Annotated in this window: 11 protein-coding genes; 5 read left to right on the plus strand and 6 right to left on the minus strand. The window is 56.7% G+C overall.

Features of this window, described 5'->3' with window-relative positions:
- Nucleotides 1-5: 5 nt before the first annotated feature.
- Nucleotides 6-521 carry a GNAT family N-acetyltransferase gene (locus HCH_RS31300; RefSeq protein ID WP_011400603.1) on the plus strand — a complete coding sequence of 172 codons (516 nt, stop codon included), beginning with the start codon at nt 6-8 and terminating at the stop codon, nt 519-521.
- 528 nt (nt 522-1,049) lie between these two features.
- Here the strand turns inward: HCH_RS31300 and HCH_RS31310 are convergent.
- The gene (locus tag HCH_RS31310; RefSeq protein WP_011400604.1) at nt 1,050-1,805 is read right to left on the minus strand and encodes a substrate-binding periplasmic protein; all 756 of its coding nucleotides are present in this window, start codon (nt 1,803-1,805) and stop codon (nt 1,050-1,052) included.
- A 199-nt stretch (nt 1,806-2,004) separates the two neighbouring features.
- Between HCH_RS31310 and HCH_RS32885 the strand changes: the two genes are divergently transcribed.
- Nucleotides 2,005-2,877 (plus strand): MaoC family dehydratase, encoded by an 873-nt coding sequence (locus tag HCH_RS32885; protein ID WP_011400605.1) that lies wholly within the window; start codon nt 2,005-2,007, stop codon nt 2,875-2,877.
- A 168-nt stretch (nt 2,878-3,045) separates the two neighbouring features.
- Entirely contained in the window at nt 3,046-3,987 is a 942-nt protein-coding gene (locus HCH_RS31320; RefSeq protein WP_011400606.1) for a GGDEF domain-containing protein, read from the plus strand.
- A 135-nt stretch (nt 3,988-4,122) separates the two neighbouring features.
- Here HCH_RS31320 and HCH_RS31325 read toward each other — a convergent pair whose 3' ends face one another.
- From HCH_RS31325 to HCH_RS31335, 3 genes are read right to left on the minus strand one after another with little or no spacing between them, the layout of a single operon-like run.
- Nucleotides 4,123-5,565 carry an efflux transporter outer membrane subunit gene (locus HCH_RS31325; RefSeq protein ID WP_011400607.1) on the minus strand — a complete coding sequence of 481 codons (1,443 nt, stop codon included), beginning with the start codon at nt 5,563-5,565 and terminating at the stop codon, nt 4,123-4,125.
- Entirely contained in the window at nt 5,558-8,731 is a 3,174-nt protein-coding gene (locus tag HCH_RS31330) for an efflux RND transporter permease subunit (RefSeq protein WP_011400608.1), read from the minus strand. The genes HCH_RS31325 and HCH_RS31330 overlap by 8 nt, the downstream gene beginning before the upstream one ends.
- 12 nt (nt 8,732-8,743) lie before the next feature.
- Nucleotides 8,744-10,030, minus strand: a complete 1,287-nt coding sequence (locus HCH_RS31335; RefSeq protein ID WP_011400609.1) for an efflux RND transporter periplasmic adaptor subunit — start codon at nt 10,028-10,030, stop codon at nt 8,744-8,746.
- 178 nt (nt 10,031-10,208) lie between these two features.
- On the opposite strand from HCH_RS31335, the gene HCH_RS31340 reads away from it, so the two are divergent.
- Nucleotides 10,209-11,198: a LysR family transcriptional regulator gene (locus HCH_RS31340; RefSeq protein ID WP_011400611.1), complete on the plus strand. Its 990-nt coding sequence runs from the start codon at nt 10,209-10,211 to the stop codon at nt 11,196-11,198.
- A 28-nt stretch (nt 11,199-11,226) separates the two neighbouring features.
- On the opposite strand, the gene HCH_RS31345 is transcribed toward HCH_RS31340, so the two are convergent.
- Both HCH_RS31345 and HCH_RS31350 read right to left on the minus strand, forming a co-directional pair.
- Nucleotides 11,227-11,784 (minus strand): DUF1439 domain-containing protein, encoded by a 558-nt coding sequence (locus HCH_RS31345; protein WP_041599053.1) that lies wholly within the window; start codon nt 11,782-11,784, stop codon nt 11,227-11,229.
- Nucleotides 11,785-11,877: 93 nt separating this feature from the next.
- On the minus strand, nt 11,878-12,318 hold the full coding sequence (locus tag HCH_RS31350) for a GNAT family acetyltransferase (RefSeq protein ID WP_011400613.1): 441 nt from the start codon (nt 12,316-12,318) through the stop codon (nt 11,878-11,880).
- Nucleotides 12,319-12,378: 60 nt separating this feature from the next.
- Here HCH_RS31350 and HCH_RS31355 point away from each other — a divergent pair, with 60 nt between their 5' ends.
- Entirely contained in the window at nt 12,379-12,924 is a 546-nt protein-coding gene (locus HCH_RS31355; protein WP_011400614.1) for a DUF1439 domain-containing protein, read from the plus strand.
- The last annotated feature ends 242 nt before the right edge of the window (nt 12,925-13,166 follow it).

A 13,166-nucleotide genomic window follows, 5' to 3' on the forward strand; every position in this document is an offset into this window, starting at 1 on the left:
ATCACATGCTTAACGCCGTCTTTGAGGATTTCCAGTTACGTCCCGCCCAAGAGGCAGACCTGCAAGCCGTTGTCGATATCTATAATTCCACGGTCGCGTCGAGGCAAGTCACGGCGGATACGGAAAAAGTGAGCGCAGCGAGTCGCCGGGACTGGTTTTTGCGGCATACCGATGAACGCCCCTTGTTAGTGGCGGAACAAGCGGACCATATCCTGGGCTGGATCAGCTTCGAACCCTATCATTCTCGTCCAGCATATCGGCACACCGCAGAGTTGAGCATCTATCTGGCGCCTGAGCAGCGAGGCAAAGGGCTGGGCGCCCGCCTGTTAGGTCACGCGATAGCGTTAGCGCCGCGGCTTGGCGTGACGGCGCTTGTCGGGGTGATTTTCTCCCACAATGCGCCCAGTCTCGCCTTGTTTCGCAAGCACGGCTTCCAATGCTGGGGAGAGCTGCCCAACGTAGCGGAAATGGATAATGCGCTCTACAGCGTGACAATCATGGGCTTGTCGCTACCGCGCTAATCCCGGCGAAAATATTTTCTTCATCGGGATTTGACTTAAGCCTACCTTAAGCTTCGCCCCTTAATCTGCTCCTTGTCGTTAAACAAGACATTCACACAAGGAACAGATTCATGAAATCAACCTCAATCGCCTTACTCACGCCACCCTAGCCGCCACACTAGCCGCCGCCCTGAGTCTATCCGCGGCCTCTGCGTTCGCCGCCCCGACCTGCGCTACGGAACCAAAGTCCGCCTGGCAGGATCAAGGAGTCTCCCATGCAAACCATTCGTGTCTGGGACCCTCTGGTCCGCTTATTTCACTGGACGTTAGCCACAGCGTGCATTCTTAATCTGTGGATACTGGAGGACGGAAGTTCCTGGCGCGAATGGGTCGGTTATTACGCCGGGGGCGCGATTGCGATCAGAGTCTTATGGGGTTTTTGTAGGGACGCCCTACGCGCGCTTCCGATCTTTTTCCCCACGCCGCCATGGTCACAGGAAGAAACAAATCCGTAAGCCGGAATGAACGCCAGGCGACATGATTCCAGGATTATTGGTACTTCTTCAGAAAAGCGGCGTAAGCGCCGTCTTCCAGCATACGCTGTAAAGTGTCTTCCATTTGCCGCAGTATTTCCGGGTCTTTGGCCAACGGCGACTTTCGGGAAATAATCAGATGGGCGGGGATATCCAGGGATACTTTCGTCGGCAACGCCACTATTTTCCCTTCCAGCCCCAGTTCCCGCGCCATGTAATCCACTTCCAACTCATTGCCAATCACGGCGTCAATGCGCTGCGCGGCAAGCAGACGCAGGTTATGGCTCATGCTCTTCTCGACCACCTCGAAGCGTCCCCGTTTTTGCGCATGATCGAACTCCGAATTGATGGAAAAGCCCAGATTTTTGCCCAGTACCTTGCCGTCTAAATCCTCCAGACTGTAAAAAACGATAGGCCGCTCCGGGTTAACAAACACGCAATAGGTGCTCAGATGCACGGGGGGATCGAGAAAAATCGCATACTCTTCCCGCTCCCGTGTGCGAAAGGCGGAAAAGCCGCCATCAACGGACCCCGCCGCGATCTCATGCAGCACTCTTTTCCAGGGATATAGCTTGATTTCGATCTTCCAGCCCAGACGGCGCCCCATTTCCCGGACAATATCCACGTCCAGTCCTTTGACCTGGTCGCCATCACGCCATTCGTACGGCTTGAAATCCTCCTGTGACGCCAGCACGAGCGAAATCTCCGCCGCTGACGAATACGTCACCAGCAGCGTGAGCAGCCCACTAAGCACCCATACTGACAGTCTCATTTGGCCTTTCCTCCGCAATGATAATAGCGTCTTATCATCCTTTCGGCCGACCCCACCAACCCAAAAGCCTATTGTAGCTGATTCTTTTTTAATCTATTTATATAGCAACTTTACAAATGGTTACATATTTACAACAGACAACCGGAATGTCACGAATGCTCGCATTCGACCACCGGCCCGGCGGCGAGAAGAGAATATTATGCACGTAGTAAGCTACACCGAACCCCAACTCCCTGACCTGCTGACGCTTTACGCCAAGACATTGCTAAAGCGGGAGCTGACCTACACTCACCTGCCCGAGTTATGCGTTGAGGTTTTCGATATCACTCTTTGTCGCAGCCACCTGGAAAAATATCTGCGTTTCTTTGAGTTTAGTCCGCAATACCGCCAAACTGAACGCGCGCCCCTGCCGTTTCTGTATGTTTTTACCCAAAAACCCCAGTTGACCCTGCTGACCCGACCGGAGTTTCCGCTCAAACTGTTGGGCTTGGTGCATCTGGGCGTCAAATTCATTCAACGCTTTCCGATAAACGCCCAGGACCGATTGACTGTACGCGCTTATTTATCCGGGCAGGAAGAATGCGCACATGGGCAAAGCTTCACCATCACCACGGAAATCTGGACCCGCGGCCAGGTAGCGGTGGAAATGGTCAACCATTACCTCAGCAAGCGTCCCGGCAATCATCGTCCCACCCGTAACGGACCGCGCACGCCGTTTTCCGACGCAGCCCCGGAGACAACTTTCTATTTCGGCAGCGCCGATATTCGTCGTTATGCGCGGTTGTCCGGCGACTTCAATCCGATCCACCTGTACCAGTGGAGCGCGCGCCTGTGCGGCATGAAGCGTCCGATTGTGCATGGCATGTATTCGGTTGGAAAAATCATGGGCTATCTGAGCAATCAAAGTGAGCGGGAAATTCGCCAGGCGTCCTTTAAGTTCACCCGTCCCGTCTACGTGCCCAATGACTTATCATTATGGACCCACGCTTTCGACAATCGCACAATGGTGACGCTGGGCAGTCGATCCAACGCCCCCAGCGTCTCCGCCGAGATCGAATACAAACTGGGCTGAACCTGCTCCGCCGCGTCCTGCGGCGGAATTATCCTGAAAAGTATGCTACTTAATTAATAAGCGTCATTTTGTGGCGCCGCATTACGCCGCCATCGGGGTAAGCGGCGTAATGCGCGTAATGCCTTATTATTACTATTTATTTTTGCACCCGCCGTGGAGCCTTTATTCATGTCCAGCGAAGTCAACGATCTGGAGCATACGCTGTTCGCTTTTATAGAAAGCAGCGATGAAGCTTACGCCCTCTTCAACGATCAGGACCTTCTAGTTTACTGCAATGCCGCTTTCGCCCGGCTTTTCAATGCTGAGAGCGACTTTCTCGCCGGTTTCAGCTTTCGCCGTCTGGCCGAGCGTTGCTACAACACCCGGCAAGGCATTCACATTGAGTCCGACGATCTTGAAGGCTGGCTGCGGTACGCTGAGGAATTACGCCGCACGCGGCAATTTCGCAGCTATGAGGTGGAGATCAGCGGCGGGCGCTGGTTCTTGTTCTCGGAGCAGATCGACAAACAAGGCCGGATGCTGGTGCGCGCCCGCGACCTCACTGCACAGAAACAATTGGAAGGCCGCATCAATCACGCCAACCAGAAGTTACGCCATATGGCGATGACGGACGAACTGACCCATGTCGCCAACTATCGCGGTTTTTTCGAGGCGGCGGAGGCGGAGGCGAATCGCTGCTGGCGCACCGGCGCGCCCATGACGCTGATGCTGCTCGACATGGACCATTTCAAAAAGGTCAACGACAGCCATGGCTACCCGGTGGGGGACGAAATATTGCGCCGCATCGCGGAGATGACACGGGACGCGTTGCGTGAATACGATGTGTTCGGACGTATCGCCGGCGAAGAGTTCGCGATTTTCCTCAGTCAGGCTAATGATGAAGTCGGCATACAGATCGCCGCACGCCTCATCGAATCAATTGCCGCCATGGTTTTCACCGGTTCCGCCGATGGCGATCCGGAAGTGCGCGTCACTGCCTCTATCGGTCTCTGTATAGGGGAATGCGACACGCCGTTCGAGCAGCTTTTCAAACAAGCGGAAGTGGCCTTGCAGCAGGCCAAAGACCAAGGCAGGAATCGTGTGGAGGTTTTCCACATGAAAAAAGACTGACGGGATTCTCCCAAAATTAGAAAAAGGATCTGCGACCATCCGCCGTCAGTGTCGTACGCCTTTGCGCTTGTCATGAGATCGCAAAAAGGACCGCAAAGCGCGCGACGACGTCAGATGGCCGCAGAAAACAGGGGGCTAGCCTCGTGTGAACGCCTCCGGCCCGGTTGCGGCGACGTTGCCCGCCGACGCTTCCCAGCCGCCGCCCAGTGAGCGGTATATTTCCACAACGCCTTTCATGATATCCGTCTCCGCCTGCATGGCGGCGTCTTCCGCCGCCAGACGGGTGCGCTCTGTATCCAGCAACACCAGCAGATCGATGAAGCCTTCCTTATACTGCGCCTGCGCGATTTCCTGGGCGCGGGCGCTGCTTTCCACTTGCGCCTGCAAATGCAGATACCGCAGCTGACTCTGGTGATAGTTAACAAAACTGAGCTGTGCGTCTTCTAACGCCCGCAAGACGGTCTGTTGATAATCTTCCAGAGCCGCCTCGTTGTGCGCTTCCGCAACACGCACCCGCGCCTTCAAAGACGCCCAGTCGAACACCGCCCAGTTGAGGGTGGGGGCCACAGACCAGGCGCCGGAAGAAGACTTCAGCAGCTCACTGCCGGAGCCGGAAATAAAGCCCAGGAAACCCGTCATTTCAACTTTGGGAAACAAATCCGCCGTAGCCACGCCAATCCTGGCGCTTGCCGACGCCAGACGACGCTCCGCGACGCGCACGTCGGGACGACGACGCAATAACGCAGCGGGGTCGCCAATCGCAAGCGTCGTCGCCACCTGCGGGATAGGCTGATAGCTCAGATCCACCGCCAGCTTGCCCGGCTCGGCGCCGGTCAGCACAGCCAGCCGATATTCATCGCGGGCGATGCGCGCCTGCAACGGGGCCAGCGTGGCCTGCGCTCCGGCATACTGCGCCTTACTGCGCACCACATCCAGCTCAGCGCCGACGCCAGACTTATACTTCGCTTCCGTCAGATCCACGACGGATTTCAGATTCTCCAGGTTGCGCTGCGCCACCTGAACCTGCGCCTGGGCGCCGCGCAAATCCGCATAGACGCGCACGACTTCGGCAATGATCTCCACCTGTACATTGCGTAACGCCGCGTCGCTGGACAACGCTTCCGCTTCGGCGGCTTCGATCAGCCGCGTCACGCGACCGAAGAAGTCCAGGTTCCAGCTCAGGTTGCCTCCGGCGGAATACTGCTCCACCTTGGCGGCGTCAGAGAAAGTCGGCGCCGACTTGGCGCGCGAGGCGCTGTACTCGGCCCCCACGCCGCCTTTCGGAAAGCGGTCGTCGCGACTGTCGTCAAACGCAGCGTAGGCCGCCTTCACATTGGCCCGCGCCTTGGCGATGTCGTGATTGTCGGCAAGGGCGAGATCCACCAGTTTCTCAATACGGGGATCGTTGAACTGCCCCCACCAGTTTTCCTCCATTCGCTGGAAGTCGAACTGCTGTTGATTAAACGTCTGCAGCTGCGCCGCAGGTGCTTCCGGAGCCTGATAATCAGGCCCCACTGTCATGCATCCCGCCATAGCAAGGGTCAACGAGGAGACCAGGAAAAACTTCGTCTTACGCATGAGCCGCCTCCCCTTGCGCCTCGTCCTGCGGATCGCGCTTTTTCACCCAGCGACGAATCAGGTGATAGAACAACGGCGTCAGCAACAGTCCGAATATCGTCACTCCGATCATGCCGGAGAACACCGCAACGCCCATGGCGTGACGCATCTCCGCGCCGGCGCCGCTGGAGTACACCAATGGGGCGACGCCCATGATGAACGCCAGAGACGTCATCAGAATCGGACGCAAACGCAGGCGGCAGGCTTCCAGGATCGCATCCATCAGACTCAGGCCCGCGTCCTGACGCTCCTTGGCGAACTCCACAATCAGAATCGCGTTTTTGGTCGCCAGTCCCACCAGTACGATGAGACCAATCTGGGTAAAGATATTGTTGTCGCCGCCGGACAGAATCACTCCGGTCATGGCCGACAACAACGTCATCGGCACGATCAGAATGATCGCCAATGGCAACGACCAGCTTTCGTACTGCGCCGCCAGCACCAGGAAGACCAGCAGAACAACCAGCGGGAAGACGAATACCGCTGTGTTGCCCGCCAGAATCTGCTGATAAGTCAGCTCGGTCCACTCGAAGGTCATGCCGTTGGGCAGTTCGTCGTTGAGCAACTTCTCGATCGCCGCCTGCGCCTGACCGGAGCTGTAGCCTGGAGCCGGCGCGCCGTTTATTTCCGCAGTGGGGTAACCGTTATAGTGCATGACCCGGTCCGGTCCCGCCGTATGGGTCACGTTCACGAAGGAGCCAATCGGAATCATGTCGCCCTGGCCGTTGCGCACTTTCAGACGGCTGATCTGGTCCGCCTCCTGACGAAAATCGTCCTCCGCCTGCACGTTCACCTGATAGGTTCGGCCAAATTGGTTGTAGTCGTTCACATACAGCGAGCCCATGTAGACCTGCATGGTTTCAAATACGTCGTTCAGAGACACGTTGTGAGACTTCGCCTTCTCCCGGTCCACGTCCACGTCGATCTGCGGCACGTTGACCTGGAAGCTGCTGAACAAACCGGTCAGACCAGGAGTCGCCCAGGCTTTCTGCACGATGTTCTGGGTTTGCGCATACAGCTCGTTGTAGCCCATGCTGGCGCGATCTTCGACCTGCAGACGGAAACCGCCGATGGTGCCCAGCCCCATGACAGGCGGCGGCGGGAAAATCGCCACAAAGGCTTCCTTGATAGCGCTGTACTCGCCATTCAACTGTCCTGCGATAGCGCCAGCGGACAGAGAGGGATCTTTACGTTCCTCAAAAGGCTTCAGGGTCACGAACACGATGCCGCTGTTAGGGGCGTTCACAAAGCCGTTCACGGACAAACCAGGGAAGGCTACAGCGGATTCCACGCCGGGATGCTTCAGCGCGATGGCGGACATTTCCCGGATCACGTCTTCCGTACGATCCAGCGAGGCCGCGTCCGGCAACTGCGCGAAGGACACCAGATACTGCTTGTCCTGCTGCGGCACGAAGCCCACCGGGGTGGCCTGGAACTGATGATAGGTCAGGCCGATCAGGCCGCCGTACACCACCAGAATCACCAGACCGCCGCGAATGATGCGTTTCACGCCCCAGGTATAGGCATTGGATGCCTTCGCAAAGAACTTGTTGAAAGGCGCGAACAACCAGCGACCGAACAGGCCGTCGATAATGCGGCTCAACAGATCTTTCTTGGCGCTATGCGGTTTCAACAGCACAGCGGACAGAGCCGGACTCAGGGTCAGTGAGTTGATCGTCGAAATGATCGTGGAGATCGCAATGGTCAACGCAAACTGTTTATAAAACTGGCCGGTCAGACCAGAAATAAACGCAGTCGGAATAAATACCGCACTCAGCACCAGAGAGGTCGCGATAATCGGACCGGTCACTTCTTTCATGGCCTGCTTGGTGGCTTCCACCGGCGTCATACCCAACTCGATATTACGCTCGACGTTTTCCACCACCACGATGGCGTCGTCAACCACGATGCCGATAGCCAACACCAGTCCAAACAGCGACAACGCGTTCAGCGAGAAACCGAACAGATACATCACCGCGAAGGTACCCACCAGGGAGACCGGCACCGCCACCAATGGGATAATTGAGGCGCGCCAGGTCTGCAGGAACAACACCACAACGATGACGACCAGCAGAATGGCTTCCAGCAGAGTTTGCACTACCGCTTTGATGGAGCCTTTTACGAAAACCGTAGGGTCATAAACGATGGAGTAGTCCACGCCTTCCGGGAACGTCTTCTTCAATTCCGCCATAGTGGCGCGCACGTTGTCGGAAATTTCAATGGCGTTGGAGCCGGGACGCTGGAAGATCGGCAACGCCGCCGCAGGCTTGTTATTCAACAAAGAGCGCAAAGCATAAGTGCTGGAGCCCAGTTCCACGCGACCGACGTCTTTCAGGCGGGTCATTTCCCCATTCGGACCGACGCGCACAATAATGTTTTCAAACTCTTCCGTGGATTCCAGACGGCCTTTCACGTTGATCAGCAACTGAAAGTCGCTGGCGCTGGGAGACGGCGGCGCCGCCAGGGTACCCGCCGCCACCGCGCGGTTCTGTTCACGGATGGCATGCAGCACGTCGCTGGTGGTCAGATTCAACGCAGCCACTTTTTCCGGGTCCAGCCAGATGCGCAGAGAGTAATCCCCGGCGCCGAACACACGCACGGCGCCAACGCCTTCAATACGCGACAGCGCGTCTTTCACGTTCAAGGTGGCGTAGTTCGCCAGGTAAAGGGTGTCGTAACGGTTATCCGGCGACACCATGTGCACAACCATGGTCAGGTCCGGCGAGGATTTCTCCGTCGTAACGCCTAATCGCTGCACTTCATTGGGCAGGCGCGGCAAAGCGCGGCTGACGCGGTTCTGCACGTCCACCTGAGCTTCGTCGAGATCCGTTCCCAGGGCGAAGGTCACCGTCAACGCCATGCGGCCGTCGGAAGAAGCCTGGGAAGACATATACAGCATGTTCTCCACGCCGTTGATCTCTTGCTCCAACGGCGAGGCGACAGTTTCAGCGATAACCTTGGGGTTGGCGCCGGGATAGGTGGCGTTCACCACCACCGTGGGCGGAACCACTTCGGGGTATTCCGTAATAGGCAGCTCGAACACCGCCAATGCGCCGGCGATAAATATCATTATCGACAGCACGCCGGCCAATATCGGCCGATGAATGAAATATTGCGACAGATTCATAACTGCTTACCTTTAGCCGCGAGGCTGTTCCAGTGCGGCGTTGGGAGAAACCTTGGCTGGTGCAGCCGCTTGCGCCGCCTCCAGACGGGCCTGCTCCGTCAAATACTGTTCCACGATCCGTTGTTGCGCGTAGAAACGCTCCAGCGCAGCTGGCTCCGCCATGGCGGTTTCCTGCGGCGTCACTTCAGAGCCGGGACGCACCCGTTGCAGACCATTCACCACGATTTTCTCGCCGGACTGCAGCCCCTTGCGAATCAGACGCAGGCCATCCACTTTCGGACCCAGCTCTACCGGGCGGTAGGTCACCTTGTTATCTTCGCCGAGCACCAGCACGAACTTGTTGCTCAGATCCGTATTGATGGCGCGGTCGTTGATCAAGATGCCTTCATGGCGGCCGCTGGCGATAATTCTGACGCGGGCGAACAGGCCGGGGGTGAACTCGTCGCTCTGGTTGTCAAACACCGCCCGACCGCGAATGGTGCCGGTTTCCGGATTCACCCGGTTATCCAGGAAGTCGATGTAGCCGGTATGAGAATAGTCCTGCTCGTCCGCCAGACTCATCAGCGCAGGATTATCCCCGTCGCGGGCGCTGGGACGGTCACCCCGGGCTACCTGATCACGGTATTTCAGATAGGTGCGCTCGTCGGCGTCGAAATAGGCGTAGACCTTGTCCGTGGACACCAGCGTGGTGAGCAGACTCTGACCGGCCTGCACATAGTTGCCTTCAGTGATAACAGCGCGGGAGACGCGACCGGAAATGGGCGCCGTTACTTTGGTGAAGCTCAGGTTCAGCTTGGCCGACTCAAGCGCCGCCCGAGTGGACTGCACCTGGGCGCGAGCCTGACTCAGTTGGCTCTCACGGCTGTCTACCTGTTCCACCGAAATGGCGTTCTGCTTTTTCAGGCTTTGCGCCCGCTTCATATCGCGCTCAGCAAGATCTAAACGCGCCTCAGCGCTGGTCAGATCCGCGTTCAAGCGATTCACTTCCGCCTGAAAAGAACGAGGATCGATTTCAAACAGCAGATCGCCTTTGTTTACACGAGCGCCTTCTTCGAAGGTCACTTGATCGATGTAACCGGATACGCGCGGGCGTAACTCGACAGTTTGCGGCGCCTCCAGGCGACCGGTGAATTCATCCCATTCCGTAACGGGCTCGCTTAGCACAGTCGCGACGTCCACCATTGGCGGCGCCATGGCGTGGCCTTGCTGTTGCGGAGGTTCAGCGGGTTGGCAGGCGCTTAACAGGACTGCCGTCGACACTGCCGCTCCGTATAGAATGAGAGATCTGGAAAATTTCATGACAAGCTCCTTTGACTGACAGGCGCACAATAACCGGCCTCTACTGACAACCTGCTGTCAGTAGCTCCGTTAGCGCCTCAGGTTTTTTGCGATACTTGCATTCTGTTCGCAATCATTGATATCGTCTAATTTATATTTGATATTCGATACATCATTAATTTTTATATGAAGGCTCGATATGCGTAACATAGATTTGAATTTGCTCGTTATTTTCGACGCCATCATGACCGAGAGCTCCATTAGCGGCGCGGCGGAGCGGCTTTCCATGACCCAGCCCGCGGTCTCCAATGCAGTGGCGCGCATGCGCCAGGTCTGGAACGACCCCTTGTTCGTAAAAAACGGGCGCGGCATCCAGCCCACCACCCACGCGCTCAGTCTATGGCACCAGGTGAGCGGCCCATTGATTCAACTGAAGGACGCAGTCAACCCGCAAGACTTCGACCCATCGACCACCCGCAGACGCTTCCGCGTGGGCATGAGCGATATCACGACGGACCTGATCTGGCTGCCCATGCGCAGAATGGTGGAGACGGAAGCGCCTAACATCGATCTGCATGCCGTGCCCGCCAATGGCAATAACTCGGAAAGCATCCTGACCAACGGTGAAGTGGACCTTATCGTGGGAGTGATGCAGGAGTTCCGCACCTCGTTCCGCAACGACTTTCTGTTCGAAAGCGATTATGTTTGCGCCATGCGGAAAGACCATCCATTGGCCGCGGAACCGCTGACGCTGGAGAAATATCTAAAGGCGGACCATTTGTTGGTGTCCCTTACTGGAGAAGCCACCGGCTTCGTTGATATTACGCTCAGCCAGCAAGGGTTGAGTCGTCGTGTGGCGATGACGGTGAATCATTTCGCTTCCGTGCCGGCGTTGCTGGAAGGTAGCGACCTGATTTCCATCGTTCCCAACATGGTGATCGCCAAAGGCGCCAAATGCGGTTCACTGCACGTCACCAAACCGCCTCTGGAAATACGTCCAACGCCGGTGTCCATGATCTGGCACGCCCGCCACGACCGCGATCCCGGGGTATTATGGCTCAGGGAAAAGATCAAGTTTTTCACTATCGCCGAGTGGCTTAAATACCTGCCAAGCTGTTGTCCGCAGGTGTGTCATTTACATCAATGGGATGATGTAGCGGCGGAAGGGGAAGAAGTCATCATGGACTGACCGCCATAAGCGGCCAGTCCGAGGGAAATTATTTGTCGGAAGGCACGAACACCAGTTTACCCGGCGCTACTTTGAGATCCATATTGGTCAGAGACATGAACTGTCCCGCCAGATTGGCGTCATCCAGGCGGTACACTGGCATGGTTTCCAGCATCTGCGCCAGGAAGCGCATGGCGTTGTCCGTCACGGGCTTGAAATCGCCGTTGAAGTAAGGGGAGTCGATACGGCTGTCCAACAGGCGCAAACGGCGGATATACACGGCTTTTTCCTGGCTGTTGTAATAGGGCGCGCCCTCTACTTTCAGGAAAACGCCAACCGGCAGTTTCGCCATCAGCGCGTTGACCGCGACTTTTCCGTTCAGCTCCAACACTGCAACATCACGACCTTCCGGCCCCAGGGTGACATCCACTTTATCCAGCGCCAATGACAATGGCGACCCGGACTCCAGTTGCAGGCGGTCATAGCGACTCACCTGCTCCTGCATGTAACTCTCCAGGGTGGCCTCGCTAATGCTGAAAGGCGACAGCGCCGCACAACCGCTCAACAGAGACATCAAAACCAAAATCGGTAAAAACAGTTTTTTCATGTGGATTATTTCCAGAGTTCTTTGTCGTCCATCCTGCAATATGCCGACGCGAGGGGCAATAGCGTATATCCGCGTCATCCGCAGGGAGATGAATCAGTCCGGGATCAAGCGCTTGCCCATGCTGAGGGACTGATCCTCCAAATAGCCCAGGGCAGTATAAAACCCGATGGCGGCCAGATTATCCTTACGGATCTGTAAGTTTATTTTCGGGCACCCCAACGCCAGCAGACGCCTCTGCAGCTCGTCCATTAATGCGCGCCCCCAGCCCGATCCCTGATATTGAGGGTCCACCGCCAGATAGTTCACCCAGCCGCGATGTCCCTCATAACCTCCCATCACAGTCGCCGCCGGATGTCCGCGCCACTCTCCCACTAGAAACAAATCGACGCCGACCTCAAGTTTACGGTGAATGTCTTTGCGCGGGTCGTTCCAGGGACGCACCAAGCCGCATTTTTCCCATAAAACGACGACCTGATCTTCATCTTGCCGCTGGAAAGTTCTTATTATCAGTTCAGACTCATTAGTGGTTACCATGATCAAACGTCTCCGCCAGGAATTGAACAGGACGCATAAAACAACACAATAAAGAGCGGTATGCAAAACTTAAGGCTTGCGTGGACTTACAAAATCAGTCGCAGCATCGTCAGGGCGCTGGCTTACAGGCTGGCCCTGACCGAACTCGACCTGCAGCGCTATCTCTCCGCGCATTTCCCCATTGAAACCAAAAGGTACCTGTTGGGCGTACGTTTGCATGATCCCTGGGTGCGCCTGGACGACGCCCGCAACCGCATCGCGGTCGGAGCAAGGGTGGAATTGCAGCTTCCCGGCGGCTTTATCTCCACCGGCGTCGTTGAGATGGAGGGCGTTCTCTCCTACTCACAGCAGGACGGCGCATTCTATCTCTTCGACCCGCAAATCACTGACTTGCAATTACATCCCATCCCCAGCCGCTATCTCAAACCGGCGCGCGCCGCCGTGCGTATTGCGCTATCCCGTTATGTCGCCGGCGCCCCTGTTTTCCAGTTCCGCATGGACAGCCTGCGCCATCGTCTGGCGCGCAGTCTGGTGAAGAACGTGGAAGTCCGTCGCGGCAAGCTGCGGGTGTGTTTTCGCTCCTCACAACAAAACTGTGAGACCTGAGCCGACAGCGCCTAGGCTGTACAGGTGATACATAATCTCAGCTTCACCGCTATATTGGTTTGCCGGTAAGGCCGGACAACCCCATACGTAGGCCCCTGTTCCTAAGACATTCGACCGAATTGAAGGCATTCGGAGGTGGATGTATGGTTTATAATCTGAACACCAATAAATATAAAGGAGTCGCGGGAGCGCAGTCCCCTCTCGCCTTGGTGCACAGCCGACGGGGAGCAATCGGTACAACT

The organism is Hahella chejuensis KCTC 2396 (assembly GCF_000012985.1).
Taxonomy (GTDB): domain Bacteria; phylum Pseudomonadota; class Gammaproteobacteria; order Pseudomonadales; family Oleiphilaceae; genus Hahella; species Hahella chejuensis.